Origin of the sequence: Bacteroides sp. 1001302B_160321_D4 (assembly GCF_015667765.1) — a bacterium.
Classification (GTDB): domain Bacteria; phylum Bacteroidota; class Bacteroidia; order Bacteroidales; family Bacteroidaceae; genus Bacteroides; species Bacteroides xylanisolvens.
On sequence record NZ_JADPLO010000005.1, the window covers coordinates 16,235 to 42,986 of the forward strand.

Below are 26,752 nucleotides of genomic sequence, written 5' to 3' on the forward strand. Positions count from 1 at the left end.
ACCTTTATTACATTGCAAATGTAATAAAACTTATGATAAGTTTCTCCTTTTCTGTGTTTTAATTGCAGTTTAAGTTGCTATTTGAGGAAATCTGAAACAGGTCTAATGTTTTTATAAGCCGTTTTTCTTCTTGGGTATAAGGAATGTGGTGACTTTCAATATATTGCTTGAGGAAGAGACAAGCATGTATGAAAATGTCTGCTTTCATATAGCTGGTGAAATTTATGTAACGGTAGTAGGAGGCTTCACTGATGTCGATATGCACGCAGAGGTCTACTGTGGCTAGCCGTGACGTTTTCAAGAGCTTTTTTATCAGCATTACTCTGTTCTGGTAATGCTCGTTCACTATTTTATTTTCTTCTATTTCTTCCAACGTTTGGTTGCGTTTTGTGTCCATATTGTTTGGGATTATTAATAATTTTTGGCAAAGGTCGGATAAAAAATATATAATCCCTCTCTCATTTTTGCGATAGCTGGAATAAAATACATTTTGCACCTTTGCGCCCCGGAAGTATTAAATGTGGAATAATAAATGATAAATGAAAATGAAGAAAGATCAGTATTTCAATTTGGAGGTAAATTTGTTGAATGACGACAATATTGCCTGTATGATGTCAGAGATGAATGCCGCGGAAGCACTCGGAATTTACGTGATGTTGCTGTTGCATCTGCGCACTAAAGATGCTTATGAGGCGTCGTGCAAACCGGTTTTACTGAAGGCCATGGCCCGGCGGTATGATGTGGATGAAGTTGCGGTGGAGCGGGTACTTCGCGAATTCGATCTCTTCGAACTGGATGAGGAACGACAGATGTTTCGTTCTTCTTACTTGGATAGGGTGATGAAAAGCTTGGAAGAGAAGCGGAAAATGGACATCGAAAACGGTAAAAAAGGAGGGCGTCCGAAAAAGGTGGCAAAAAGTGCTGAAACGCCCGTCAGTAAAGGGAGAAAACCCACTGAAAACCAGAAGAGGAGAGAAGAGGAAAGTAAAGAAGAGGAGAGTAAAGGAAGTGTTTCTGTTGTAAACAATAATAGGAGTAATATAGAAACACCGTCTCTTGTGAGCCGTTTGGCGGATGAAGGCAATCATGGCCCGTTACAACCCGTGTTGCCTTGGGAAAAGTTGGTGGACCAACTTTCTACTTTCCAGTCATATATGGAATTGGCCGGGCAGCATTCCGGTTTGGGAAAGCTTTTTGTAGACCATCAAAAACTTATTTTGGAAATCTTCAAAAAACATATCCGCCTTTATGACAAAGGAGCGGGACTGCTTTTTCCGGAGGACGTGAAACGGTATTTTTCAAATTATATCGCGGCCGGTTCCGTTACTTGTCGCACGTTGAGGGAAACCTTGCTGAAAGAGCTTGAGAATACGGTCGACAAGGATGTAAACCGCTTTGAAAGCGTCGTCGACGGGCGGCGAACGTATCTGGGACATCTTATTCCGGTTGATGCGCCGCCACGTCCCGATGCATCAGCTGTGTGGGATGATGTGAAGAAAAGATGGGCGCATTAATCCGGCAGATGACTGGCTTCGTCCGGTAGGTTGCCGATGTTCGTCTGGTAGGTTGTTGATGTTCGTCTGGCAGGTAACGGAAGCTCGTCCGGCAGGTAAGTCCTCTGCGTGTGAATGATTATTTTAAACTATTTTTTAATTAGAAAAAAGGAAAAAAATATGAGAAATTTTGCCAACTATGATGTCGACATCCACGGTAAATCGAGTGGAGTCCTCAAGACGATTTGTAAAAAATGTCTTCCTACCCGCAAGAATAAGCGCGACCGTTCGCTACGTGTCAACGTCGACACGGGCCACTGTCACTGTTATCATTGTGGCGCTGATTTTTATGTTCCCGATGATGTGGAAGAGCGCAAGAATGCCGAACGTGTGGCAGCCCGCAAGCGTCGTGCAGCAGCCATTCCGCAGCATTTTCAGCGTCCAGTGTTTGATGCCTCGAAAACCACGCTTTCCGAAGACACGGAGCGTTGGCTGGTGGAGACGCGTTGCATCCCGCAGTCCGTCATAGCCGCCCTACGCATCACCGAACAGGAAGAATTTATGCCGCAATCCGGCAAAAAGGAACGTTGCATCTGCTTCAACTATTTTGAAGGGGAACAACTGATAAACACCAAATTTCGCGCTCTCCCGAAACTTTTCAAAATGGTGCAGGGTGCCGAACTGATTCCCTACAACATCGACTCCATCCTGGGGCAAACCTCCTGCATCATCCACGAGGGGGAACTGGATGCTGCTTCTTCCATCGCCGCCGGATTCAAAAGCGCCATCTCCGTGCCGGCCGGAGCCAATTCGAACCTCTCCTGGCTCGACCGTTTTATGGAGACGCACTTCGAGGACCTGGAAGAAATCATCATTGCCGTTGATGCTGATTCTGCCGGAATCCGGTTGCGCAATGAACTCATCAACCGGCTGGGAGCTGAACGCTGCCGGGTGGTGACTTACGGTCCGGAGTGTAAAGATGCCAACGAGCATCTCTGCAAATATGGTATCGCCAGTCTCCGTATCGCCATCGAACAGGCAGCAGAAGTTCCGCTCGAAGGTATCTTCACCGCTGCCGACTTGCATGACGATCTGCGGGCTCTTTTCGACAACGGCTTCGGTCCCGGAGCGGAAACGGGATGGGAGGAGATGGATAAGATCTGCACGTATGAACGTGGGCGAAGTGTCTACGTCACCGGAGTTCCCGGTGCAGGAAAATCCGAGTGGGTGGACGAATTGGTGTTGCGTCTCTGCCTGCGGCATCAATGGAAAATCGGGTTCTTTAGCCCGGAAAATACCCCCATCGTCTATCATCTCCGCAAACTGATTGAGAAACTCACCGGACACCGTTTTCAAAACGGCTGTGGCATGACGGAGGGACTCCTTGCGAACTCGGAAGATTTTCTGACTGAAAACGTCTCTCATATCTCTCTGAAAGGTAATGTTTCTCCGGATCGTGTACTGGCTAAGGCTCATGAACTCGTTGTCCGCCGTGGCTGCCGCATCATTGTCTTCGACCCGCTCAACCGTTTCGACCATAACCCGCAGCCTGGACAGACGGAAACGCAATATATTTCGAACCTGTTGAATAAATTTACAGAATTTGCCGTGCAACATAATTGCCTGCTCGTGGTCGTAGTCCATCCTCGTAAAATGAACCGTAATCCTGTCACGGGCATTACCCCTCGTGTGGAAATGTACGACATCAACGGCTCTGCCGATTTCTATAACAAAGCGGATTACGGTATCATTGTGGAACGTGACAAGGAGGTTGGTGCCACACGCGTATACGTGGACAAGGTGAAATTCAAGCATCTTGGTGTCGGTGGAATGGCATCCTTTGTCTACGATCCCGTAAGCGGACGATACCTGCCCTGTGAAGAATCTCACGACCCTTCTCTCTCCGCTGACCAGCGTGTCCGAAATACAATGTTCGACAACTCCTGCTGGCTACCTGAAAAAGAGCTGTTTTAAAGTATTAGGTATTAAGTATCAAGTATTAAGTATTATGATGTTATCCATTGTTGCGATGCGTTTACCATACTTGATACCTAATACTTAATACTTCAATTAGGGTTCTTGGAGTACTTCGACGATGAGCCTTACTTGTGCGGGAGTGTAGTATCTGCTGCGTGGATTCATGCCGGTGGCCAGGAGCCGTTCTTTTAGTCCGGGTGCAGCTTCAATCCATTCGTTGAATCGGTCTACTGCGCTTTGTTGCAGGATATTGGGGAGGTACAACAAGGCGAGCTCGCCTTTCCCATAGGTGCGGTATTGGAATGTTTTTTCTTCTTCTTGTTCGGGGAGAATCTTGTTTTTTGTTTTCATTTATAGTTGTGCCTTTAGATTGTTATATTTGAAGTAAAGTTACTCATTTTTAGTGGAATAGGCAAATTTTGAGAGCGGATGTTCGGGCGTATTCATAAAAGAATTGATACTAATAGAATACCGATTCTTGAAATTTATCGTATCTTTGTTTACGTTTCACGTTAAAAGCATAGAAAAAGGATGGAAGGAATATTCAGGCGTTATCCGATAGGGATACAGAGTTTCGAGAGACTACGCAATGATAATTGTGTGTATATTGATAAGACAGAGTTGATTTATCGTTTGGTAAATACACATACGACTTATTTTCTTAGCCGTCCCCGACGCTTTGGAAAGAGTCTGTTAGTTTCCACTCTTGAAGCCTATTTCTCTGGTAAAAAAGACCTGTTCAAGGGGCTGATGATGGAACAGTTGGAGAAAGACTGGACGGTTTATCCCGTGTTGCATATTGATTTCAGTATCAGTAAGTATATGAATGCGGGGATGCTGCGCTCCGCTATCAACAATCGCTTGGTGGAATGGGAACGAATTTACGGATGTGACACGAGCGAAGACACTTTCAGTCTCCGTCTGAAAGGTATTATCAAACGTGCTTACGAGCAGAGCGGGCGTCAGGTTGTGTTACTTGTAGACGAATATGATTCTCCTATGTTGGATAGCAACAACAATGAGGAGTTGCAAGCTGAAATACGTGGCATCATGCGCGACTTTTTCAGTCCGTTGAAAGCGCAGGGAGAATATCTTCGTTTTCTTTTCCTGACCGGTATCAGTAAATTTAGTCAGATGAGCATCTTTAGTGAATTGAACAATCTTCAGAACATAAGTATGCAAGATGCTTATAGTGCCATTTGCGGTATAACGGAAAATGAATTGCGTACACAGTTGGAAGAAGATATAAGAAGGATGGCCGAGGCGAACGGTGAAACGTATGATGAAGCGTGTATACATTTGAAACAACAGTATGATGGGTATCATTTCAGTGAAAATAGTGAAGACATTTACAATCCGTTTAGTTTGTTTAATGCATTTGCTCAAAAGAAATATGCCAATTTCTGGTTCTCTACCGGCACTCCCACTTTCCTGATAGACATCTTGCAGCAAAGCGATTTCGATATTCGTCAACTGGATGGCGTTTCGGCTACTGCCGAGCAGTTTGATGCACCTACCAATGTCATTACAGACCCGCTTCCGGTACTTTACCAAAGCGGTTATCTCACTATTAAAGAATATGATCGGGATTTTCAGATCTATACGTTGGCTTATCCTAACAAAGAAGTTCGGAAAGGCTTTATCGAATCATTAATGCCGGCTTATGTGCATTTGCCTGCTCGCGAGAATACATTTTATGTAGTATCGTTTATCAAAGACTTACGGGTCGGCAATCTGGATCAATGTATGGAGCGGATCAAATCATTTTTCGCCTCTATCCCCAATGATATGAATAATAAGGAGGAGAAACACTATCAGACCATCTTCTACCTCCTGTTCCGGTTGATGGGGCAATATGTGGATGCAGAAGTAAAGAGCGCTGTTGGCAGGGCTGATGTTGTGATAAAGATGCAGGAGGCTATCTATGTATTTGAATTCAAAGTAGACGGTACTCCTGAAGAAGCGTTGGCACAGATCAATAGTAAGCAGTATGCGATTCCTTATCAGGCAGATCATCGGAAAGTTATCAAAGTGGGAGTTAATTTCGACAGTAGTACGCGAACTATTGGAGAATGGATCATTGAAAACTAGGGAATAATCTTACATATTCCTACATATTTCCACATATTTCGGTATAATTCGGTGTAATCCGTTTTAATCCGGCATAATCCGGTGTAGTCCGGTGCAATCCGGTAAGTCGTCAATGTGTTGTCGTATCTTTGTTTCATCAACAGAAAGGGAGAATGTACTTCTTTTCGTAGAAACAATTTTTAAATATGGCAACAGTTACAGTTGTGCGCTACAAGCGCAGAAAACGGCTCGGTGATGATAAATCACCGATGATGTATCTTCTCAAGCCTAAGGCTGGAGAGTCGAAAATCTATTCAATTGATTCACTGGCACAGGAAATCGAGTCTATCGGGTCGCTTTCGGTGGAAGACGTGTCGCATGTGATGAAATCCTTTGTCCGTGCGATGAAAAAAGTGCTTGTGGCAGGGAATAAGGTGAAAGTGGATGGACTGGGTATTTTTTATACCACGCTGACCTGTCCGGGTGTGGAACAGGAAAAGGATTGTACGGTGAAAAATATCACTCGCATCAATCTCCGTTTCAAAGTCGACAACTCATTGCGTCTTGCCAATGACAGCACGGCAACTACTCGTGGCGGGGATAATAACATGATGTTCGAATTGTATACGGAGAAGAAGTCCGCTGCCGGAGGAAACGGCGGTGACGGCTCCGATGATGATGGTAAAGGCGATGGGGGAGAACCCGGTGGTGGTAGCGGTGGAGGAGAAGCTCCGGATCCGGCAGCATAAACCGCTTTGATTGACTCTGTTCTCAATTTATTAATTTATCATCTCAATCTATTAAAATGTTAGATAAAATTATCGAAATCATCATGACGATTCTGCCTTTTCTGGGCAGTAGCCGCAAGAAGCGCCAGATGATGGCGCAAGAAGTGAAAGAGTTCAGTGAACTAGTGAAAGACCAGTATACTTTTCTGATGCAGCAGTTGGAGAAAGTGTTGAAGGATTATTTCGACCTTAGTTCGAAAGTGAAAGAGATGCACGCGGAGATTTTCTCGTTGAGAGGACAGCTGACGCAAGCTGCGGCTCTGCAGTGTAGTAGCAAGGAATGTGTGCAACGAGTACAGATGGTCACTGAAACGGAGGGATGAATTTATGCGAACCATCAACTTGATTGTGATCCACTGTTCCGCCACAAGGGCGGACAGGGATTTTACGGAAGATGATTTGGAAGTGTGCCACCGTCGGCGTGGTTTCAACGGGACGGGGTATCATTTTTATATCCGTAAAAATGGAGATATAAAGACCACCCGTGAGATTGAACGAATCGGTGCGCACGCAAAAGGACACAACCAGAACAGTATTGGCATTTGTTATGAGGGCGGACTTGACTGCCACGGTCATCCCGCCGATACACGTACCGAATGGCAGATTCATTCGATGCGGGTGCTGATCCTTGCACTCCTGCGCGACTATCCCGGTTGCCGGGTGTGCGGACATCGGGATCTAAGTCCGGACCTGAACGGAAACGGAGAGATCGAACCCGAAGAGTGGATTAAAGCGTGTCCGTGCTTCGAAGTGAAAGAATTCTGCTCAAAAATGTAATGTACTCTATAGAAAGACTTGTGACCGAGTACATAAATACTTGTCACAAGTCTTTTCTCGTTTTATCATTTCTTAGGTTATTTTCCGGTGAGTTTTACTTAGACACGGGGCAGATGTTTGATAAAGAAAGTTCCTTATATATACTCAATAACGATTCTGCTGTGTTTCTCCACGAAAACATCTGGCTGCGCTTAAGCCCGTATTCCACTTGTTGCTGGTAGAATGTCCCGTCATTTTCTAGTTTCAAGATTTTTGCTGTGATATCTTCGGGACTGAATGGATCAACCAATAAAGCCCCATCACCTGCAATTTCGGGCATTGCTGAAGTATTTCCTGCAATGATTGGTGTTCCGCAAGCCATCGCTTCCAGCATCGGGATACCGAAACTTTCGCGAAGTGAGGGATATAGAAATGCGAATGCACCACTGTAGAGCGCTGCAAGGTCGGTATTCTCAATGTAGCCGGGGAAGCTGAGATAACTTTTGATATCCATCATCTTTTCTTCTTCCAATATCCGGTCAATGGCATCTTCTTTAAGGTCGGCAATCAGTAATGGTAACTTCTTTGCCGATTTTTTCAAATATCCGCTGTACGCTTTCAGTACTCTCGGAGTATTCTTTTTCGGATCCGTGTTTCCTAGAAAAAACAGATATTCGTCTGCATCGATATATTTCCGGGTAATTTCCGGAGCTTTGGGCTGCAAATGGAAATGACTGTTGAACCCGTTATATACAGCTACTAATTGCTTTTCCGGCAGATGTAACGCTTCAAGAATCCGTTTCCGTTCGAACTGCGAAACGGTAATAATTTTCTCGCACTTGGGGAGTATGCGCGGAACGACTAACCGGCGATAATGCCATCCCATCTCTTGATACCACGACAGGCTGGACGACTGGCGCTTTTCCAGATAGATTATATCGTGCAATGTTAGAACCAGAGGCACAGGGCAGTGTAGAGGAGCCGTGTTGCTGGTGCAATGCAGCAAATCGGGCTTGATGCTTTTTACTGCACGCGGGAGTGCTACCTGTTCCCACAATGGATAAGTAGGGCATTTCAGCTCGATGATATGTACGTTATCGGAACTTTCCAGACACTTGTCTTCACCGGGACTGACAAAAATGAAATATTCATTTTCATGATCCATTTTTTGTAGTTCCCGAATTGTTTCAAGAGCAACAAAATCCATTCCATGCTTGTTGGGGCGGAAAATGCGCTGTGCTTCAATGGCTATTTTCATATTCTTTCTTTTTTAGTGGTGGTGATGTTTTCTCTTTTATATAAGTTTTTTGTTTCTAGGGAGTCTCATTTTTTTATAAATATTCTCTTGCTTTTCAAGAAAATTTTCTTTAAAAATGGCCTTCTCCATGTTCTGTATGGATAAATTTTTTATAAGCTCCTTTCAACTTGAACAAATTGCCGATGGTAGTGAGTGCCAGTATTGGGATTTTTATAATTGCTTTACCCAATCGTTTGTTTAGCAGATTTCCAGGTATGGGCAATATCATTGCTACTATCTGGGCTATGGATAATATCCACCATTTTATGGCTATCATCCATTCGTTTCCGGAATCGCCTTTCAGACTTAGCCAGATACCGATGGCTGTGAAAATAAATGTCAGTCCGAAAACACCTGCTATTTGGATCAGTCTTGGGGGTAGCATCCATTGAATTATCTTGTCGCAGTAGTCAATGTTACCTTGGCGGATTGCTTTCTGTAATCCGGACAATGAACTGCGGAGAATGCCGAATTGTGCAGCTATCCAGCGTTTTCGCTGATTGCTGATGGCTTCTTCTTTCTGCGTTTTTTCGTCATAAATTGGTATTTCCGGTAGGTAGGTGGTGTGAATGCGCTGTTGCAGAAGAAGTACTTCTAATTCCTTGTCTTCGCCTGCCGTTTCAAGAAGTCGGACGTTTTTCCGGAACCAGTCGGCTTCAAAAGCCATTCCTGAACCGGATAATGCGGCTGAAAGTCCTAGTGCATTGTGTCCGCTGCGGAAGATGCCATTATTAATTTCTTCGCTGATGCCATCCAGAACAGAAATGTCAGTATTCAGATTTTGGCCGGTTCGGTGGGCTTGTATGCACCGCACACCGCTGTCGAATGCACGGTTTACCGCTGTCAGGAAGTGCGGGGAAGTCAGATTATCGGCGTCCATGATAACTACTACATCGTAGGGTATTCCGTCAATGGCATCCATTGCCATTGTCAGTGCTTTGGCTTTGGAGCTGTCTTTATAGTCGGCTATCAACAATCGGATAGGCAAGGAACGCAAGAGCTCGTTGGTGGCAGACTGCATCTGGTCGGAGATAACGATGATATCAAACATTTCTTTCGGATATTCCTGTCTCAGGAAACTGCGTACGGAAGAGACGATTACCCGGTCTTCTTTATAAGCCGGGAAGAGTATGACGAAACGTCGTAGGGTGCGGGCTTCCGGAAATTCAGGGACCCGGTAGAACTTGGAAGCAATGGCGTATAGCAACAGATAACATACGCAAAGCGCGAAAAGTACAAAAAGAATCCAGTCGACGATATTCATAGTATTTGGAATTTATGACACAACGTTTTATTTATCGGGTGAGACAACGCTCTTTTTGTCGGATGACGGGCGAAGAAGTCCGGAGTTTACTCCATAGAATATGGCTGCCGCCAAGTCGAAACGCCCTTTGAGGATGAAAGCCAAACTATTCTTTGTAGCAGCTACGGTGCTCTGATAAATAATGGAGGCGATGCGGTTGAACCCTTTCAGATTGCGCCGGGCATAGAACAGGCGGTTGCGTGTCAGATAATAAGTACGCAATTTACTAAGTTGCCCAGTGCTCTGGCTTTCTTTATGAAAAATGGTACAGCAGGGATCGTACCACAGTTCATATCCGGCACGGGTCATGCTTGTGCTCCAGTCTAGTTCTTCATAGTAGAGAAAAAATATCTCGGGCATCATTCCTATTTTTTCAATGACTTCCCGTTTAAACATCATTGCTGCCCCATGCAGATAGGGGGTGGTGTGGGGAGTGTCGAATGTTCCATCGTCTGGACAATCGAAGCCCAGCATATGGTTACGTAGGGTGATTTGCGACAAGGGAGTGAATCCGGCAAATTGTATATGCTGGGGTGGAAATGCAAAGCGTATCTTGGGGGATACACCTCCAATCTCCGGTCGACTTTCAAGGCGTTCTACGAGATAGGCGATATGGTCTGATTCAATATATGTATCATTATTAATAAGGAATATGTATTTACCTTTTGCTACCTGGATGCCGATATTATTTCCACCGGAAAAACCACTGTTCTCATTGCTGCGGATAGCGACAACGGTGGGATACAGTTGATGTATTTTAGCTGCTTCGTTTTCATGTGAAGCATTGTCTACGACGATGATTTCATAACTTACAGAATGTATTTTATTCTGTAGTGATTCTATTAGTTCGCATGTGTCTTTGAATCCGTTGTAGCAGATTGTGATAAATGATATGTCTGGAATATTGTTTGTCATATTTGTTCGTCAGTTTTTTTGAGTGGCTACTAGTTCTTTTTCTTTCTCTTCTTCACTGATGCGCTTGTCTATATGAGGAGCGGCAAAACAGAGTGCGAATCCTATATATACAGTCAATGGATTGGGATACTGCATTACGTCGTTGACATAGGCCGCTATGAAATAACCGGCATCCATACAAAGCCAGGCTGCCACTAATCCGCGCAAGCTCTTATTGCGTACTTTAAACATCAGTAGCCATGAGCACCAAGCGAATAGAATGCCATGTATACCCAGATAAAGAATGAGTCCGACAATTCCTGTTTCTACCCATACGCCGACTAACCATGAATCCGGAGGATAGGGCATTTGCTCTTTCGGTTCGAAATTTCCGGTTGAAAGCCCAACACCATATCCGATAGGCTTCTTTGCCATCAATTCTTTCATTCGCATCCTGTTTTCGACACGTACGAGGTATGAAGCATCTTCGGTAGGATGGAAAGAGGAACGCATTTTGTGAATGTATTGGTTTCCGCTCCCGATGTTGGTATAATAGAAAAATGCGAAAATGCTGATAGATATGAATATACCTCCCAGTAATGCTTTCCAATTCTTTGCTATGACGGTTATCATCAGCATGCCACCCATAAGAACGCCCATGGCAGAGCGTGTTCCGGAGATTCCCATTCCATAAATGCCGCAAAAAGCAATAAAAAGGAAGTAGATGCGTTTCCATCTGGAGTCAACAAAGAATGAGGCAATGGCAAAGGTCACAGTAGACATGGCAGCATGAACACCATAATTGGCTGCATCAGAGAAACAAGAGAAATAGCGAATGCCTGACCAGATAATGTGAGTACGTGCACCTCCCACTACGTGTAAGAAATAAAGATCTTTAGAACTGAATCCATGATTCTTCTGCCAATAACCTTTTAGGGTGAATATCAAAACAAATATTGACCATATAATTAATAATAGTTCAATATCTTTTTTGGTACGTATTACGATCGGAACGACGAATGCACAGATCAAGGGGGTGAGAGCGTATGGAGTGAGGTTAATATTCCAGGCTGCCATAACATTGTTTGGATTCAGTATTTCCAGTATATAAAACAATAACCAGACAATGAAGAAATAGGTCATTATATTTTGTCCGGGTTTCCAGTTAGTGCGCTCGTCATTGCCGAGTTGTATCAGACAGATCGTAGTAAACAATAAGATAAGCACCATTGAGAATAATCCTATCTTGATGTTTACGAACATACTTGCTGCGATTAGCGCGAACTGTGCGGCAAGCAGGAGGTGGAAAGCGGTTACTTTATTCGTCATCGTCCTCGTCTGCTGCTTCTTTGGCTTTTCTTCTGAGATTGAATATGATTTTTTCTGTTAATGATAACTGACTGAGACGATAGCCGATTCTACGCAGTAATGTATGGGGTGGAAGTTGTCCGGTAAAGTCTTCTACTGCGTCACGGTTCGCATTTGTGAGGCATATACGGAATGGGACATCCGTCTTACCCAGTTGCTGCGTAAGTTGTTCGCAAAGCTGTTTATCAATAGTTTTCCAGCCACGGTCTGCCGAAGCTACTAGAATATTGGCGTTGGCATCATGTAACAGAGCACTCGGAATATTGCTGGTCGATAATGGCGGATAAGCAACTATCAGCACATCTTCTCCTTGCAAAGTGTAAAAGTCTGTAATACTCTTGGCTAGCAGAAATTGGGTCGAGTCTGTATTAAAATCTACTCCATAGGTGATAAACCTGGCATTTAACATCCGGCTTTGCATATATCCACAGATTAAATTTCCCAATTCTTCTTCTCCGGAATTGTCACTGGTGCTGAAAAGGTTGATGATGAATACGCCGGGAGACTTGCGCTTAGTCAGGAAGCGAAGTAGCGAATTGCTCAATTCTTTTACGGAAAGCTGAACATAAGTCTTGGTCAGACCTCCATAGCGAGAGGGGCTTGTATTGGGAATAGCGCCTATTACCTTAAACCCGGTGACTCGCCTGGTACGGCTGGCATCTCGTAAAGTTCTGTCAAGCATTTCGACTAGTAACAACAAAGCGACTATGATGAGAAAACTGACTGCACAGGCAGCTATAACAATCTGTTTCCGATTGGTTGAGTTGGACGAAATCGGATAAGTCGGCTCGTTGAGTACTTTCAAAGTGGCAGAAGTCATTTCTAGATTTTTCTTTCTCAGTAAGGCTTCATTATAACTTTGAAGTACAGTGAGGTAGTTGCGTTCGGTGAAATTTATCATGCGCTCTTTTTGCTTGATGGTAGTACCTACCGGTGCAAAAAAAACATATCGGTCATTCAATTCACTGCGTGCATTCTGTACAATCTGTAATTCAGCTTTGGCTTTCTCGTATAGTAGCGTTTGTTCCAGCCATTGGTCGATGATATTGGTTCTCGAAGCGCCCTCTTTGGTATATTTATGGCCGATATAGGAGGATGTTAAGTCATTTAATTCTTGTTTGATTTCAGAGAGCCGTTTCTTTTCATTTATCAAGGTCTGATCGTCTGTTTTTGAGGAAACAGTCATCGCTTCAGCCTCCGATATTCTGCCGGTAATGCTGGAAGCTTCTCTCAGTTTGTCTACAAATTCCATGTTCTTGAGCACCTGTTTTGCATTACTGTCCATATGCTTTTCTAGTTCTTCAAGCATGGATTTGCTACTATTAAAAGCAAAAAGTGCGTCTTGCTCTCTCAGCTCGTATTCTTTACTGATGGCGGCTATTTCTTTGGTCTCGTCAATGTAGTTGATAATGCGTTTTTCTACATTATACTTTGTTAGGTCTTCTTCTTCTAAGTTTAGTTTCTTTCCGATGCGCTTCAACTCTTCTTCAAAGTATTTGATTACTTTGTCCGTCTCTCCATAACGAATGCGACGATATTCTTCTACAAATTCGTCCATTAAGATACTCACTGTATTGTAGACGATGCCTGGATCACCGGATGAATAGCTGATATCCAACAAATCACTGGTCAATCGACGCTGTACTTTGATGTTTTTCAGGGCATTATAGCTATAAAAAGGGTGATTGTAGTAAAATAATCCATAGATATAGTTATCTCTATGTGGACGCATATATTTTTCCAGATTAGCTACTGTCTTATCTTCACTCGACTTGTCGATTAGTTTTAGAATTTCAGCTCCATTCGGACTATTTTTCAAGTGATTGTAGGTATAGTTATAGCTGGAAGCGGTAATACCGTTATTTTCTTTATCCGGGTTACCCTGAATAAGAATTCGCGCAAATAATCGTAGACATACTCTCTTCAACGTACTTTCGGCCTGCATGATGCTGATCAAATTGTCCATTGAGTTTTGTACTGTTGCCCAGTCTGTGCGTTTGTCACTTTCTAGATTATAACCTGAAGCTACCCCTGTGTATAATGTGGCTTTTACATCATATCCTCCTTGCATATGTCGTGTGTAGTAAATAACCAGCAATGTGAAGAAAGTGGTTCCTAGCAATATCAGCCAGCGATGACGAAATAGGGCTCGTATGATAGAAATGATATAGTTCATATCTTAATCTTTTATTTTCGTATGATGGGAGTGCGTGAAATAACTTCGAGTATCATTAAACTCTTTGTTAATTCGAACTTGCTATTCTCATATGCCTCACGGGCTTGAGATTGCCTTTCCTTATCTGTAGATAAATCGGTAGACTCAATAGTACCATTGGCAAAGTTCTTTTCAGAAATTTCGTATTGCACATTAGCTAGCACCAAACTTTCACTCCTCATTTGAAGAACTTTCATCTGCGAAATTGCCATTGTGTACATTTCAATAATACTTTTTTTGATTTCGTCATACTTCATTTCTCGTTCTAGTTCCGCACTCCGCAGTGTGAGTCTTTGCCGACTGACACGTCCTTTGAGGTCGAATAAATCGTTCAATGGAATACTTAGACCTGCACCTACTGTGTAACCATTTTGCGCTTGAGTGGAGTAGGTAAGATATGGGGCGACTGCCACGTCCGTATAGGTGGACTCATTACCGAACATTCCGTATTGATAGCTCCCCCGTAAACTGAAGAAACCTAGAAATGACCATTTCTCTTTTTGGAGTAATTTGCGCTCAATTCTCGCCTTTACGTCCGCCATCTCATAAATGGGGCTGTTCTTGGCATTTTCGAATAAAACTGATAGTGGGGGGAGAACTATTTTACTATAATCTTCTTCACTTAGTTGAGAATAGTCAGACACTTCTTGTGCAACTACACGGGTGGTAGAGATGAACAGAAGTAATAACCCCGAAAAAAAATATATAAATTGCTTCATAAAAAAATCCTATTATTTGCTCTTGCTGTGTTATAGCTTGCGCAAATATAAGGATTAATTTCATTTATGTGCAGTCTTTTATTATCTATTTTACAATCTTTCTTGTAAATTGTGCACAATTTGTCGCGTAAATGGCGTCAAAAGGCTTCTGTCATGTTGAAGTAGAACAAATTCTGCTTGTTCACCATGTCTCTGCCGAAATCAAGGCGTACATTCATACGGGGTTGAACTTCGATACGTAATCCCAATCCGAGGTTGGGAAGCACACCTTCTATCTTGCCCGGAGTGGGTCCCATGAAACCGCATCCTCCCCAGGCTACATATCCTATATGACTTAACATCTTTTTTATCCAAGTGCTTTTGTCCGTATTTATCATCTGGCGGTATTCGGCCATCATGACATGCGAGGACTTGTCGCGAAACTGTCCCATGTAGTAACCGCGAAGATCGAAGGGGGTTCCACTAAGTACATATTTTGTTAGGGGTACATCTCCGAATGCGTTTTTGCTTTGCACTGTCCAGGCTATCACCTTGCGGCGGCCTACTGTTTTGTATTGGCGGTAATCTATTTCCAATCGGTAAAAGTTATTATCACTGCCGAACGTTTTATTGTACATCATTCCCCGGAAGTCAAGGTAAGTTCCGTTATAAGCATTGGCGGGAATATCACGTGTGTCATACGTCAATAGGAAGCCGAGTCCCGAACTGAAATTTTTGTATCCGTGCTCCGTACCTCCTGCCGCAATGTACGAGGGCTCATTAACCATCTCGGCAGCCGGTTTAGTTATCTTGTCATAGTTCAAATCGACTTGAGGACCTGCAAAGAAATTACTTTCTCCCAAACGGAACAAGAACCAGGGGTTTACTTGAATGCCGCTATAACGGTACTCGCTGGTATCTTCTCCACGTTCATAATCTTTATTAGTGGAATATCCGATGCCATAAAAATTCTCGATTGTATTTTTATAAGAGAAGGTTCCGAAGATACGGAAACGGTCGCCTTTAAAGAAGAGCTGTGGTTTCGTCATCAGATTCAAGCCGCCCTTGAACATCAAGGCGATGGCCATTGGCACTACTGAACGCCGTTGAGTGGTATCACTCGGATTCATCCGAAACGTCATCAGTGCGCTACCGCCTACTAATAAACCGAAGTCCGGCGTATAACTGGGACCACCTAATATGTTATAGTGCAAATTCCGGTTTGCCACGCGCTGGCGACGCAACTCGCGCTTGGAAAGGGCAGGAATGGTGTCTGACGGGGCGCCTTCAAAATCTGTAGGAGTAGTATCACTGATAGAAGTTGTAGACATTTGCAGTTCATCGCTTTTTACTGCCGTACTATCAGCCGTAGCTGACATCATATTGATGGATGGAAGCATCACCAATATTCCTATTATATATTTCTTCATATTTCTCTTTGAGGAATTCGACTGCAAAGAAAACTATTTTATTCCGATTAGTTTTGATGTTCTTAGATAATAAATCTAAAAAAGAATCGTATTTTTGCAGAATAAGATGTTTTTCGATATGCTGGTAAATAAAATTGCATGATTTAATCCCATACACTAAAACAATATTTGTTAGCATATCATGATCCGTCAGCCTATTAATTAATTATTTATATCAAATGAATAAACAGATTTTATCAATTTTTGTTTTCTGTGCTTTTTCTTATTCTACACAAGCGCAAGAAGTGAAAGGAGGCATCAGCGACTCCATGATGCAACAAATCAAGCAGAGTTATGCAAACACTCCCACCGACAAGGCTATTCGCAACGCCATCGGCAACAACGACATCCGTAAACTGGCTCTCAACCAGGATAACCTGAAAGGCATGGATACGCATTTTTCTATCAAAGTGTCTTCTAAAGGTATCACCGACCAAAAATCTTCTGGTCGTTGCTGGCTTTTTACAGGTTTGAATGTGATGCGTGCCAAAGCGATCGCCAAGCATAACCTCGGTTCCTTCGAATTCTCGCAAACTTATCCTTTCTTCTTCGACCAACTGGAGAAAGCCAACCTCTTTCTACAAGGTATTATCGATACCAGCAGTAAGCCGATGGATGATAAAATGGTGGAATGGCTCTTCCGTAATCCTTTGAGTGACGGTGGAACATTCACCGGTGTAGCCGATATTGTCAGTAAATACGGGCTTGTTCCCAAAGATGTGATGCCGGAAACCAACAGTAGTGAAAATACCTCCCGTATGGCAGGTCTGATCGCCCTGAAACTTCGTGAACAGGGGCTTCAACTCCGTGATCTCGCTGCGCAAGGTGTCAAGCCTGCTGCCCTTGAGAAAACAAAAACAGAGATGTTGAGCACCATCTACCGCATGTTAGTGTTGAATCTCGGTGTTCCTCCTACTGAATTTACCTGGACTGAATATAACGCTAAGGGTGAGCCTGTGTCTACCGAAACTTACACTCCGCTTTCTTTCCTGAAAAAGTATGGTGACGAAAAACTGATTGATAATTATGTCATGTTAATGAACGATCCGAGCCGTGAATATTATAAGTGTTATGAGATAGATTACGACCGCCACCGTTACGACGGCAAAAACTGGACTTATGTCAATCTTCCCATCGAGGATATCAAAGAAATGGCTATTTCTTCTCTCAAGGATAGCACGATGATGTATTTTTCTTGCGATGTAGGTAAGTTTCTAAACTCTGACCGTGGTCTGCTGGATGTCAAAAACTACGACTACGAATCTCTTATGGGTACTTCTTTTGGCATGAACAAGAAGCAACGTATCCAAAGTTTTGCCAGTGGCTCCAGTCACGCCATGACTCTTATGGCCGTCGATCTTGACAAAAATGGAAAACCGACGAAATGGATGGTTGAAAATAGTTGGGGACCCGCCGCCGGTTATCAGGGCTATCTCATTATGACAGATGATTGGTTTAACGAATATATGTTCCGTCTAGTAGTAGAAACGAAATATGCATCGAAAAAAGCTCTCGAGGTGTTGAAACAGAAGCCTATCCGACTTCCTGCTTGGGATCCTATGTTTGCTGAATAGTTTGCTGAATATTCTTTTTCTTTCGTCTTGATACGAAAGAAAAAGAACCAAAAAGAAAGAATCAAGGCTGCGTTTTTCCGGCTACTCCGGTGCTTCCTCCGGCTAAAGGGCAGAAACTCGCTACGCTCAAACAGTCTGCCCTTCTTAACGCCGAAGGAAACACCTGCGCTTGACGCCGGAAAAACGAGGCCGGGGACCCCGTGCGGCGTGGCGGCCTTTGGTATACGGAAGATTGCATTGTTTTAAAGGATGTATAGCATGAAACTTTGCTGAATAAGAGGTTTTAGTTCTGCAGTGTGGAAGGATTTATAGTATAGAATACTTTTCTAAATAAGAGATTTTGCAGCATGAAGAACTTCCAGCATAAAAAGCACATTATCTAAAGAACTTTGCATATTACAAATGCTACTAATAAAAATGCTTTGCTATATAAAAGCCGCAGACGTTATACGACTAAATATAGCAAAGCTGAACAATATATAATAGAGATATAGAATACGATATAATAGTAGAGATAGAAAAATAGAAATATACAGAGAATTCCTTCCTAATACCCCTCACGAATATCATACAGCGGACCAGCCGGCGGCTTTCCCCGGCCTACTTTTTTCTCCGTCAGGCGAGCGCCCGTAACGTAGCGTTAAGAAGGGCAGATTGTTTGAGCGTAGCGAGTTTCTGCCCTTTAGCGAAGTGAAGGAAGCGAGTAGGAGAAAAAAGTCAGCCTTGAATTTTTCTTTGCTTCTTTCTTTTGTTTCAAGACAAAAGAAAGATGATTACGAGAAAGATGATTTACGTGTACGAACACGAAAGGAATTACGGAAATATATCCGTAATTCCTTTCTTTTTTCCTCCCGAATCCCAATCTTATTTATTACTTTTGCGGCAAATTTATGAAACCATTATTTTATATAGCATGGCAAATGTAATAAAGTTACGTAAAGGCCTTGACATAAACCTGAAAGGAAAAGCTGCTGAAACGTACGCAACAGTAAAAGAACCGGGATTCTACGCACTTGTACCCGATGACTTTCCTGGAGTGACGCCTAAGGTCGTTGTGAAAGAGCAGGAATATGTAATGGCTGGTGGACCCTTGTTTATCGACAAGTATCATCCTGAAGTGAAATTTGTTTCGCCGGTGAGCGGCGTGGTGACGAGTGTAGAACGTGGTGCTCGTCGTAAGGTATTGAACATCGTAGTAGAAGCTGCTGCAGAGCAGGACTATGAAGATTTTGGGAAAAAGAATGTTGCTTCGATGGATGCTGAAGCTGTGAAATCCGCTCTGTTAGAAGCCGGACTTTTCGCGTTTATCAAACAGCGTCCTTATGACATCATTGCAGATCCGACGGTAACCCCGAAAGGAATCTTCATCTCCGCATTCGATACCAATCCATTGGCTCCGGATTTCGAGTTCGCCCTCAAAGGCGAAGAAGCAAACTTCCAGACAGGGCTTGATGCTCTTGCCAAACTGGCAAAAACCTACCTGAACATCAGTGTGAAACAGAACGCTGCTGCACTGACACAGGCTAAGAACGTTACAATCACCGCATTCGACGGACCGAACCCTGCAGGTAATGTAGGCGTTCAGATCAACCACCTCGACCCCGTATCCAAGGGCGAAACGGTATGGACTATTGATCCGCAAGCCGTAATCTTCATCGGTCGCCTCTTCAATACAGGCCATGTAGATTTCACCCGTACAGTAGCTGTGACAGGTTCCGAAGTGTTGAAACCTGCATACTGCAAACTACAGGTAGGCGCATTGCTCACCAACGTGTTTGCCGGCAATGTAACAAAAGACAAAGATTTACGCTACATCAGCGGTAACGTGCTGACAGGAAAGCAAGTATCCCCGAACGGATTCTTGGGCGCATTCCATAGCCAACTGACTGTTATCCCCGAAGGTGACGACATTCACGAAATGCTTGGATGGATCATGCCGCGTTTCAACCAGTTCAGTGCCAATCGTTCTTATTTCAGCTGGTTGATGGGTAAGAAGGAATATACGTTGGATGCCCGTATCAAAGGTGGCGAACGTCACATGATTATGTCGGGTGAATACGATAGAGTATTCCCAATGGACATTCTACCCGAATATCTGATTAAAGCAATTATCGCCGGTGACATCGACCGTATGGAAGCACTCGGCATCTATGAAGTAGCTCCCGAAGACTTCGCCCTTTGCGAATTCGTCTGCTCTTCAAAGATGGAACTGCAACGCATCGTTCGTGTCGGACTCGATATGCTCCGTTCAGAAATGGCGTAATCGAATAAGAGATTAAATAATAAAAATTAAAATAAGCGATAGTTGAAATCTTGCGAAACGGCTCTCTGTGGATACAGCATAAACCCAGCACAGCCAATTTTCAACTCTCAACTTTCAATTTTCAATTAAATAAATGAAAGCGTTAAGAAATTATCTCGATAAGATAAAGCCGAACTTTGAGGAGGGCGGCAAATTCCACGCATTCCAGTCGGTATTTGACGGCTTCGAAACATTCCTGTTCGTGCCTAGCAAGACTGCGAAAACGGGAACGCACATACATGACGCAATCGATAGCAAGCGCATCATGTCGATTGTGGTTATTTCGTTAATACCGGCTTTGCTGTTCGGTATGTACAACGTAGGTTACCAGCATTTCACTCATACAGGTGCTACTGGCAGCTTCATCGAAATGTTTATCTACGGATTCCTGGCAGTACTGCCTAAAATAATCGTATCATACGTAGTAGGTCTTGGCATTGAGTTCGTCGTAGCTCAATGGAAGAAAGAAGAAATCCAGGAAGGATTCCTTGTTTCCGGTATCCTGATCCCGATGATCGTTCCGGTAGACTGTCCGCTGTGGATTCTTGCCGTAGCTACTGCATTCTCTGTTATCTTCGCAAAAGAAGTATTCGGTGGTACAGGTATGAACGTATTCAACGTTGCGTTGATTACTCGTGCATTCCTGTTCTTCGCATACCCGACCAAGATGTCCGGTGATGCCGTTTGGGTGTCAGGCGACAGCATCTTCGGTTTAGGACAAAGCGTAGACGGACTCACCGTTGCCACTCCACTGGGACAGGCTGCTACAACAGGTAGTGTTCCTGCGTTCAACATGGATATGATCACAGGTCTGATTCCGGGTTCTATTGGTGAAACCAGCGTAATCGCTATCCTGATTGGTGCCGTTATCTTGCTTTGGACAGGTGTTGCAAGCTGGAAGACAATGATTTCCGTATTCGTCGGTGGCGCATTCATGGCATGGGTATTCAACTCAATCGGCATGGAAAACAACACAATGGCTCAAATGCCTTGGTACGAACACCTCGTTCTCGGTGGTTTCTGTTTCGGTGCTGTATTTATGGCTACTGACCCTGTGACTTCCGCACGTACAGAAAGAGGTAAATATATCTTTGGATTCCTGATCGGTGTGATGGCTATCGTTATCCGCGTATTGAATCCGGGTTATCCGGAAGGTATGATGCTTGCCATCCTGCTGATGAACATCTTCGCTCCGCTGATTGACTACTGTGTAGTACAAAGTAATATCAGCCGTCGCGAGAAACGCACTATCAAGTCTAACCAATAAATACCGAAAGAAAATGAATACGAATAGTAATAGTTATACTATCATTTATGCTTCGGTAATGGTTATTATCGTAGCATTCCTGCTGGCATTCGTTAGTTCTTCACTGAAATCTACACAAGACAAGAATGTGCAGTTGGACACTAAGAAACAAATCCTCGCTGCATTGAACATTAAGAATGTGGAAGATGCGGATGCTGAATATCAGAAATATGTGAAAGGGGATATGCTGATGAACGTAGACGGTACGCTGACCGAAAATACGGGCGAATTTGCTACCAACTACGAGAAAGAAGCAAAAGAACAACAACGTCTGCACGTGTTTGTATGCGAAGTGGACGGTCAGACTAAATATGTAGTTCCTGTTTACGGTGCCGGTCTTTGGGGCGCTATCTGGGGATACGTTGCACTGAACGAAGATAAAGATACCGTTTACGGTACTTACTTCTCACACGCTAGTGAAACTCCGGGTCTGGGTGCTGAAATTGCAACCGACCATTTCCAAAATGAATTTGTAGGTAAGAAGACTTTGGAAAATGGAGCTATCACTTTGGGAGTCGTAAAAAATGGCAAGGTAGAGAAACCTGATTACCAAGTGGATGGTATCTCCGGTGGTACAATCACTTCAGTAGGTGTAGATGCCATGTTGAAGTCTTGCCTGAATAGTTACTTGAGTTTTTTAACTAAATAATAAGGAGGAGAAAGATAGAATATGGGACAACTGTTTTCAAAGAGAAATAAAGAAGTATTCTCTGCTCCGTTGGGAATTGATAACCCGGTAACCGTACAGGTGCTCGGTATCTGTTCTGCACTTGCTGTTACTGCAAAACTGGAGCCTGCTATTGTAATGGGACTTTCGGTAACAGTGATTACTGCATTTGCTAACGTCGTTATTTCATTGTTGCGCAAAACCATTCCTAACCGTATCCGTATCATCGTTCAGTTGGTAGTGGTAGCCGCTCTGGTAACTATTGTAAGTGAAATTTTGAAAGCGTATGCTTATGATGTAAGTGTTCAGCTTTCTGTATATGTAGGTTTGATTATCACCAACTGTATCCTGATGGGACGTCTGGAAGCATTTGCCATGCAGAATGGTCCTTGGGAGTCCTTCCTTGATGGTCTGGGCAACGGTTTGGGATATGCCAAGATTTTGATTATCGTTGCTTTCTTCCGCGAACTGCTTGGATCGGGAACATTGCTCGGTTTCAATATCCTGAACTACGAACCTATCCAGAATATCGGATACGTAAATAACGGTTTGATGTTGATGCCACCGATGGCATTGATTATCGTAGCTTGCATTATATGGTATCAACGTGCACGTCACAAAGAACTGCAAGAAGAAAGTAATTAATTATTTCTGATTTCTGAATTATGATTTATGTTTAGCCTTATAATCATAGTCGCATGATAAGTCTGCTGAATCATAAATTATAAATCATAAATCATAAATCAAAAAGAATTATGGAACATTTATTAAGTTTATTCGTCCGCTCTATCTTTGTGGACAACATGATATTCGCATTCTTCCTGGGTATGTGTTCATACTTGGCTGTTTCGAAGAATGTGAAGACTGCCGTAGGGCTGGGTATTGCGGTAACTTTTGTGTTACTGGTGACACTTCCGGTCAACTATCTGTTGCAAACCAAGGTGCTAGCTGCCAATGCTATTGTTGAAGGTGTTGATCTTAGCTTCTTGAGTTTTATTCTTTTCATTGCCGTTATTGCCGGTATTGTGCAACTGGTGGAGATGGTGGTAGAACGTTTCAGCCCCTCGCTGTACGCTTCGCTGGGTATCTTCCTGCCGTTGATTGCTGTTAACTGTGCCATCATGGGTGCCTCTCTGTTCATGCAACAACGTATCAACCTTGGTCCGAGCGACCCGAAATATATCGGTGATGTATGGGATGCTCTTTCTTATGCATTAGGTTCCGGTATCGGTTGGTTGCTCGCTATCGTAGGTCTGGCTGCTATCCGCGAGAAAATGGCTTACTCTGACGTGCCTGCTCCGTTGAAGGGCTTGGGTATCACATTTATCACAGTAGGTCTGATGGCAATCGCATTTATGTGTTTCTCTGGTTTGAACATCTAAAAAGAAAGGAATAAGACAATGGATATGAATTTAATATTAGCGAGCATTGGGGTATTCCTTGTGGTTATTCTGTTGCTTGTTGTTATCTTGCTGGTTGCCAAAAATTTCCTGGTGCCATCAGGAAACGTGAAACTGACAATCAATGGCGAAAAGGAATTGGAAGTTGCTTCCGGTTCTACTTTGCTTAATACTCTGTCTGTAAACGGAATATTCCTGTCATCCGCATGTGGTGGTAAGGGATCTTGCGGGCAATGTAAATGCCAGGTGCTTGAAGGTGGTGGTGAAATTCTGCCTTCTGAAGTTCCTCACTTCAGCCGTAAACAGCAGCAAGACCACTGGCGTCTGGGTTGTCAGGTAAAAGTGAAGGGGGATATGGCTATCAAAATTGATGAATCTGTACTCGGTGTGAAAGAGTGGGAGTGCGAAGTAATCTCCAACAAGAACGTGGCTACATTTATCAAAGAGTTCATCGTTGCTCTGCCTAAAGGCGAACACATGGACTTTATCCCGGGTTCTTATGCGCAGATTAAGATTCCTAAATTCTCAATGGACTATGACAAGGACATCGATAAGAGCTTGATTGGTGATGAATATCTTCCTGCATGGGAGAAATTCGGTTTGCTGGGTCTGAAGTGTAAGAACGACGAGGAAACAATCCGTGCTTACTCTATGGCCAACTATCCTGCCGAAGGTGACCGTATCATGTTGACAGTACGTATCGCTACTCCGCCGTTCAAACCGAAAGAACAAGGTCCTGGATTTATGGATGTAATGCCGGGTATCGCTTCTTCTTATATCTTTACCCTGAAACCGGGTGACAAGGTAATAATGAGTGGTCCTTACGGAGACTTCCACCCAATCTTCGATTCTAAGAAGGAAATGATGTGGATTGGTGGTGGTGCCGGTATGGCTCCGTTGCGTGCGCAAATCATGCACTTGACCAAGACATTGCATACTACTGACCGTAAGATGTCTTACTTCTACGGTGCCCGTGCGCTGAACGAAGTGTTCTATCTGGAAGATTTCCTGCAAATCGAAAAGGACTTCCCGAATTTCACTTTCCATTTGGCTCTCGACCGTCCGGACCCTGCTGCTGATGCTGCAGGCGTGAAGTACACTCCGGGATTCGTTCACAACGTAATTTACGAAACTTACCTGAAGAATCACGAAGCTCCTGAAGATATTGAATACTACATGTGTGGTCCTGGTCCGATGTCGAAAGCTGTTGAGAAGATGCTCGACGATCTTGGCGTTCCGGCACAGAACCTGATGTTCGACAACTTCGGAGGATAATTCGCAGAAGAGAACAAACCGGTCGGAACAATGACCGGAAAGGTTACATAAACACAGAGCGGGAAATCTGAAAAGCAGTAATGCTTCTTCGATTTCCCGCTTTTTTTTACTATTATCTCATAATGTCTTTCCGTTATGGTTTGTATCTATTTTATGTCTGTTTTAAAGATAGTTCTCCTTTTTTATCCGTACTTATCTATTATATTCGTATATTTGGCTACACAATAGAATTATTAAAGTACAATAGGTTATGGAATATCATCGTATATCTTTTATTCACAATGATACAGAGTATTCATTTGTCAAAGCTATGAGTTCAAGTTTAACGGGATATGCCTTGGTGACAGCTTGTAGGGCAGAAGTAACCATTTACATGAAAGAGAATAATCTGAAAGGTTATTATATATTGACCGGCATGGCTAAAGTTTGATTGCATTTTTATCTCCGTACTCTTTCCTTTTTGTATCTTTGCCCCCATGTTAGAGAAAAATGAAATTATACAGTCGGCTCTCCGCAATTTGAAGATTGAGGAGCTGAATCCGATGCAGGAAGCATCACTTGAACAAGCTACCGGAAGAAAAGACGTTATACTGTTGTCACCGACAGGATCGGGCAAGACGCTGGCCTATCTGTTACCTTTACTCCTTACTCTAAAACCGAACGATGACAGCGTGCAGGTTTTGATTCTCGTTCCTTCGCGTGAGCTGGCCTTACAGATAGATTCTGTATTCAAAGCAATGGGGACTTCCTGGAAAACCTGCTGTTGTTACGGTGGGCATCCTATCGCCGAAGAAAAGAAAAGTATATTGGGCAATCATCCTGCTATCATCATTGGTACTCCGGGACGTATCACCGACCATCTGTCTAAAGGAAATTTCAATCCCGAAACCATTGAAACTTTAATTATCGACGAGTTCGACAAATCGTTGGAGTTTGGTTTCCACGATGAAATGGCAGAGATTATCACCCAGCTTCCGGGATTAAAAAAACGTATGTTGCTTTCAGCTACCGATGCGGCAGAGATTCCCGAATTTACAGGATTGAACCGCACAGTTAAGTTGAACTTCCTTTCGGACGATTCTGAAGAACAAGAGTCGCGCTTGAAATTGATGAAGGTGCTTTCGCCTTCCAAAGATAAGATTGATACTTTATATAACCTGCTTTGTACATTGGGGAGCGCTTCGAGCATCGTGTTTTGTAATCATCGGGATGCGGTGGACCGTGTACATCAGTTATTGGCGGATAAAAAACTACTCGCAGAACGTTTTCATGGTGGTATGGAACAGCCGGACCGTGAACGTGCGCTTTACAAGTTCCGTAATGGCAGTTGTCATGTATTGATTTCTACCGATCTGGCTGCCCGTGGACTGGATATTCCGGAAGTCGGACATATCATCCATTATCATTTGCCGGTCAATGAAGAAGCCTTTACGCACCGCAACGGACGAACAGCACGTTGGGATGCGACCGGAACGTCTTATCTGATTCTTCATGCCGAAGAGAAACTTCCTTCTTATATTCTGGAAGAAATGGAGATAGTAGTGTTGCCTGAAAACCCTCCCCGGCCTCCGAAATCGGTCTGGGCTACCATTTATATAGGTAAAGGAAAAAAGGAGAAACTTAGCCGGATAGATATTGCCGGATTCTTATATAAAAAAGGAAATCTGACTCGCGAAGATGTCGGAGCGATTGATGTCAAAGAACATTATGCTTTCGTTGCCGTTCGCCGAGCTAAGGTGAAGCAACTCCTGAATCTGATTCAAGGAGAGAAAATAAAAGGAATGAAGACTATTATTGAGGAAGCGAAGTAAAACTCTTTTTTTGTAATATAGAACTCTTAAAGTCCTCTTTTATTATTTACAATCGTCCCTATGTTCACTAGTCATTGAGCATAGGGATG

At 43.4% G+C, this 26,752-nt stretch carries 24 protein-coding genes; 15 read left to right on the forward strand and 9 right to left on the reverse strand.

Annotated elements, in window-relative coordinates; all coding sequences use genetic code 11:
- Positions 1 to 58: 58 nt before the first annotated feature.
- A complete protein-coding gene (locus KFO40_RS02990) occupies positions 59 to 397 on the reverse strand; it encodes a hypothetical protein (RefSeq protein WP_008017359.1) in 339 nt (112 codons plus the stop codon).
- Positions 398 to 545: 148 nt separating this feature from the next.
- On the opposite strand from KFO40_RS02990, the gene KFO40_RS02995 reads away from it, so the two are divergent.
- A complete protein-coding gene (locus tag KFO40_RS02995; protein WP_008022120.1) occupies positions 546 to 1,514 on the forward strand; it encodes a Lin1244/Lin1753 domain-containing protein in 969 nt (322 codons plus the stop codon).
- 159 nt (positions 1,515 to 1,673) lie between these two features.
- Positions 1,674 to 3,467: a bifunctional DNA primase/helicase gene (locus KFO40_RS03000; protein ID WP_008997724.1), complete on the forward strand. Its 1,794-nt coding sequence runs from the start codon at positions 1,674 to 1,676 to the stop codon at positions 3,465 to 3,467.
- Positions 3,468 to 3,563: 96 nt separating this feature from the next.
- Here KFO40_RS03000 and KFO40_RS03005 read toward each other — a convergent pair whose 3' ends face one another.
- Complete coding sequence (locus KFO40_RS03005; protein WP_004311607.1) at positions 3,564 to 3,821, reverse strand: DUF4248 domain-containing protein; 258 nt, start codon at positions 3,819 to 3,821, stop codon at positions 3,564 to 3,566.
- Between the two features lie 180 nt (positions 3,822 to 4,001).
- Between KFO40_RS03005 and KFO40_RS03010 the strand changes: the two genes are divergently transcribed.
- From KFO40_RS03010 to KFO40_RS03025, 4 genes are all read left to right on the forward strand, one after another.
- On the forward strand, positions 4,002 to 5,561 hold the full coding sequence (locus KFO40_RS03010) for an ATP-binding protein (protein ID WP_004315916.1): 1,560 nt from the start codon (positions 4,002 to 4,004) through the stop codon (positions 5,559 to 5,561).
- A 185-nt stretch (positions 5,562 to 5,746) separates the two neighbouring features.
- Positions 5,747 to 6,289 carry an HU family DNA-binding protein gene (locus KFO40_RS03015; protein ID WP_004300374.1) on the forward strand — a complete coding sequence of 181 codons (543 nt, stop codon included), beginning with the start codon at positions 5,747 to 5,749 and terminating at the stop codon, positions 6,287 to 6,289.
- A 56-nt stretch (positions 6,290 to 6,345) separates the two neighbouring features.
- Positions 6,346 to 6,651, forward strand: a complete 306-nt coding sequence (locus KFO40_RS03020; RefSeq protein WP_004300375.1) for a hypothetical protein — start codon at positions 6,346 to 6,348, stop codon at positions 6,649 to 6,651.
- 4 nt (positions 6,652 to 6,655) lie between these two features.
- Positions 6,656 to 7,105, forward strand: coding sequence for an N-acetylmuramoyl-L-alanine amidase (locus tag KFO40_RS03025; RefSeq protein ID WP_008643849.1), 450 nt, complete (start codon positions 6,656 to 6,658; stop codon positions 7,103 to 7,105).
- 94 nt (positions 7,106 to 7,199) lie between these two features.
- On the opposite strand, the gene KFO40_RS03030 is transcribed toward KFO40_RS03025, so the two are convergent.
- From KFO40_RS03030 to KFO40_RS03060, 7 genes are all read right to left on the reverse strand, one after another.
- Entirely contained in the window at positions 7,200 to 8,342 is a 1,143-nt protein-coding gene (locus KFO40_RS03030) for a glycosyltransferase family 4 protein (RefSeq protein WP_004315914.1), read from the reverse strand.
- A 109-nt stretch (positions 8,343 to 8,451) separates the two neighbouring features.
- A complete protein-coding gene (locus KFO40_RS03035; RefSeq protein ID WP_004315913.1) occupies positions 8,452 to 9,645 on the reverse strand; it encodes a glycosyltransferase in 1,194 nt (397 codons plus the stop codon).
- A 27-nt stretch (positions 9,646 to 9,672) separates the two neighbouring features.
- On the reverse strand, positions 9,673 to 10,599 hold the full coding sequence (locus tag KFO40_RS03040; RefSeq protein WP_004315912.1) for a glycosyltransferase family 2 protein: 927 nt from the start codon (positions 10,597 to 10,599) through the stop codon (positions 9,673 to 9,675).
- A 9-nt stretch (positions 10,600 to 10,608) separates the two neighbouring features.
- Positions 10,609 to 11,907 (reverse strand): O-antigen ligase family protein, encoded by a 1,299-nt coding sequence (locus KFO40_RS03045; protein WP_004315911.1) that lies wholly within the window; start codon positions 11,905 to 11,907, stop codon positions 10,609 to 10,611.
- Positions 11,897 to 14,122 (reverse strand): GumC family protein, encoded by a 2,226-nt coding sequence (locus KFO40_RS03050; RefSeq protein ID WP_074557179.1) that lies wholly within the window; start codon positions 14,120 to 14,122, stop codon positions 11,897 to 11,899. The genes KFO40_RS03045 and KFO40_RS03050 overlap by 11 nt, the downstream gene beginning before the upstream one ends.
- Positions 14,123 to 14,133: 11 nt before the next feature.
- Entirely contained in the window at positions 14,134 to 14,880 is a 747-nt protein-coding gene (locus KFO40_RS03055) for a TolC family protein (protein WP_008017377.1), read from the reverse strand.
- A 137-nt stretch (positions 14,881 to 15,017) separates the two neighbouring features.
- Complete coding sequence (locus KFO40_RS03060; RefSeq protein ID WP_195651404.1) at positions 15,018 to 16,289, reverse strand: BamA/TamA family outer membrane protein; 1,272 nt, start codon at positions 16,287 to 16,289, stop codon at positions 15,018 to 15,020.
- Positions 16,290 to 16,507: 218 nt separating this feature from the next.
- On the opposite strand from KFO40_RS03060, the gene KFO40_RS03065 reads away from it, so the two are divergent.
- From KFO40_RS03065 to KFO40_RS03105, 9 genes are all read left to right on the forward strand, one after another.
- Complete coding sequence (locus KFO40_RS03065; protein ID WP_004315907.1) at positions 16,508 to 17,902, forward strand: C1 family peptidase; 1,395 nt, start codon at positions 16,508 to 16,510, stop codon at positions 17,900 to 17,902.
- Between the two features lie 913 nt (positions 17,903 to 18,815).
- Positions 18,816 to 20,165, forward strand: coding sequence for a Na(+)-translocating NADH-quinone reductase subunit A (locus KFO40_RS03070; protein WP_032811845.1), 1,350 nt, complete (start codon positions 18,816 to 18,818; stop codon positions 20,163 to 20,165).
- 133 nt (positions 20,166 to 20,298) lie between these two features.
- A complete protein-coding gene (locus tag KFO40_RS03075; protein ID WP_004311620.1) occupies positions 20,299 to 21,471 on the forward strand; it encodes an NADH:ubiquinone reductase (Na(+)-transporting) subunit B in 1,173 nt (390 codons plus the stop codon).
- Between the two features lie 13 nt (positions 21,472 to 21,484).
- On the forward strand, positions 21,485 to 22,159 hold the full coding sequence (locus KFO40_RS03080; protein WP_004315905.1) for a Na(+)-translocating NADH-quinone reductase subunit C: 675 nt from the start codon (positions 21,485 to 21,487) through the stop codon (positions 22,157 to 22,159).
- A 21-nt stretch (positions 22,160 to 22,180) separates the two neighbouring features.
- Positions 22,181 to 22,822 (forward strand): NADH:ubiquinone reductase (Na(+)-transporting) subunit D, encoded by a 642-nt coding sequence (locus tag KFO40_RS03085; RefSeq protein WP_004326960.1) that lies wholly within the window; start codon positions 22,181 to 22,183, stop codon positions 22,820 to 22,822.
- Between the two features lie 110 nt (positions 22,823 to 22,932).
- Complete coding sequence (gene nqrE, locus KFO40_RS03090; protein ID WP_004300390.1) at positions 22,933 to 23,559, forward strand: NADH:ubiquinone reductase (Na(+)-transporting) subunit E; 627 nt, start codon at positions 22,933 to 22,935, stop codon at positions 23,557 to 23,559.
- Between the two features lie 18 nt (positions 23,560 to 23,577).
- Complete coding sequence (gene nqrF, locus KFO40_RS03095; protein WP_004300391.1) at positions 23,578 to 24,852, forward strand: NADH:ubiquinone reductase (Na(+)-transporting) subunit F; 1,275 nt, start codon at positions 23,578 to 23,580, stop codon at positions 24,850 to 24,852.
- A 250-nt stretch (positions 24,853 to 25,102) separates the two neighbouring features.
- Positions 25,103 to 25,282 carry a hypothetical protein gene (locus KFO40_RS03100; protein ID WP_004306317.1) on the forward strand — a complete coding sequence of 60 codons (180 nt, stop codon included), beginning with the start codon at positions 25,103 to 25,105 and terminating at the stop codon, positions 25,280 to 25,282.
- A gap of 46 nt (positions 25,283 to 25,328) precedes the next feature.
- Positions 25,329 to 26,663: a DEAD/DEAH box helicase gene (locus tag KFO40_RS03105; protein WP_211146060.1), complete on the forward strand. Its 1,335-nt coding sequence runs from the start codon at positions 25,329 to 25,331 to the stop codon at positions 26,661 to 26,663.
- The last annotated feature ends 89 nt before the right edge of the window (positions 26,664 to 26,752 follow it).

Excerpts from the sequence above, each read along its gene's own strand:
- KFO40_RS03010 (WP_004315916.1), top strand. The coding sequence starts at position 4,002 with ATGGAAGGAATATTCAGGCGTTATCCGATAGGGATACAGAGTTTCGAG.
- KFO40_RS03045 (WP_004315911.1), bottom strand. The coding sequence starts at position 11,907 with ATGACGAATAAAGTAACCGCTTTCCACCTCCTGCTTGCCGCACAGTTC.
- KFO40_RS03060 (WP_195651404.1), bottom strand. The coding sequence starts at position 16,289 with ATGAAGAAATATATAATAGGAATATTGGTGATGCTTCCATCCATCAAT.
- KFO40_RS03025 (WP_008643849.1), top strand. The coding sequence starts at position 6,656 with ATGCGAACCATCAACTTGATTGTGATCCACTGTTCCGCCACAAGGGCG.
- KFO40_RS03035 (WP_004315913.1), bottom strand. The coding sequence starts at position 9,645 with ATGAATATCGTCGACTGGATTCTTTTTGTACTTTTCGCGCTTTGCGTA.
- KFO40_RS03040 (WP_004315912.1), bottom strand. The coding sequence starts at position 10,599 with ATGACAAACAATATTCCAGACATATCATTTATCACAATCTGCTACAAC.
- KFO40_RS02990 (WP_008017359.1), bottom strand. The coding sequence starts at position 397 with ATGGACACAAAACGCAACCAAACGTTGGAAGAAATAGAAGAAAATAAA.
- KFO40_RS03055 (WP_008017377.1), bottom strand. The coding sequence starts at position 14,880 with ATGAAGCAATTTATATATTTTTTTTCGGGGTTATTACTTCTGTTCATC.
- KFO40_RS03080 (WP_004315905.1), top strand. The coding sequence starts at position 21,485 with ATGAATACGAATAGTAATAGTTATACTATCATTTATGCTTCGGTAATG.
- KFO40_RS03070 (WP_032811845.1), top strand. The coding sequence starts at position 18,816 with ATGGCAAATGTAATAAAGTTACGTAAAGGCCTTGACATAAACCTGAAA.
- KFO40_RS03100 (WP_004306317.1), top strand. The coding sequence starts at position 25,103 with ATGGAATATCATCGTATATCTTTTATTCACAATGATACAGAGTATTCA.
- nqrF (WP_004300391.1), top strand. The coding sequence starts at position 23,578 with ATGGATATGAATTTAATATTAGCGAGCATTGGGGTATTCCTTGTGGTT.
- KFO40_RS03065 (WP_004315907.1), top strand. The coding sequence starts at position 16,508 with ATGAATAAACAGATTTTATCAATTTTTGTTTTCTGTGCTTTTTCTTAT.
- KFO40_RS03005 (WP_004311607.1), bottom strand. The coding sequence starts at position 3,821 with ATGAAAACAAAAAACAAGATTCTCCCCGAACAAGAAGAAGAAAAAACA.
- KFO40_RS03000 (WP_008997724.1), top strand. The coding sequence starts at position 1,674 with ATGAGAAATTTTGCCAACTATGATGTCGACATCCACGGTAAATCGAGT.
- KFO40_RS03020 (WP_004300375.1), top strand. The coding sequence starts at position 6,346 with ATGTTAGATAAAATTATCGAAATCATCATGACGATTCTGCCTTTTCTG.
- KFO40_RS03105 (WP_211146060.1), top strand. The coding sequence starts at position 25,329 with ATGTTAGAGAAAAATGAAATTATACAGTCGGCTCTCCGCAATTTGAAG.
- KFO40_RS03015 (WP_004300374.1), top strand. The coding sequence starts at position 5,747 with ATGGCAACAGTTACAGTTGTGCGCTACAAGCGCAGAAAACGGCTCGGT.
- KFO40_RS03075 (WP_004311620.1), top strand. The coding sequence starts at position 20,299 with ATGAAAGCGTTAAGAAATTATCTCGATAAGATAAAGCCGAACTTTGAG.
- KFO40_RS03050 (WP_074557179.1), bottom strand. The coding sequence starts at position 14,122 with ATGAACTATATCATTTCTATCATACGAGCCCTATTTCGTCATCGCTGG.
- nqrE (WP_004300390.1), top strand. The coding sequence starts at position 22,933 with ATGGAACATTTATTAAGTTTATTCGTCCGCTCTATCTTTGTGGACAAC.
- KFO40_RS03085 (WP_004326960.1), top strand. The coding sequence starts at position 22,181 with ATGGGACAACTGTTTTCAAAGAGAAATAAAGAAGTATTCTCTGCTCCG.
- KFO40_RS03030 (WP_004315914.1), bottom strand. The coding sequence starts at position 8,342 with ATGAAAATAGCCATTGAAGCACAGCGCATTTTCCGCCCCAACAAGCAT.
- KFO40_RS02995 (WP_008022120.1), top strand. The coding sequence starts at position 546 with ATGAAGAAAGATCAGTATTTCAATTTGGAGGTAAATTTGTTGAATGAC.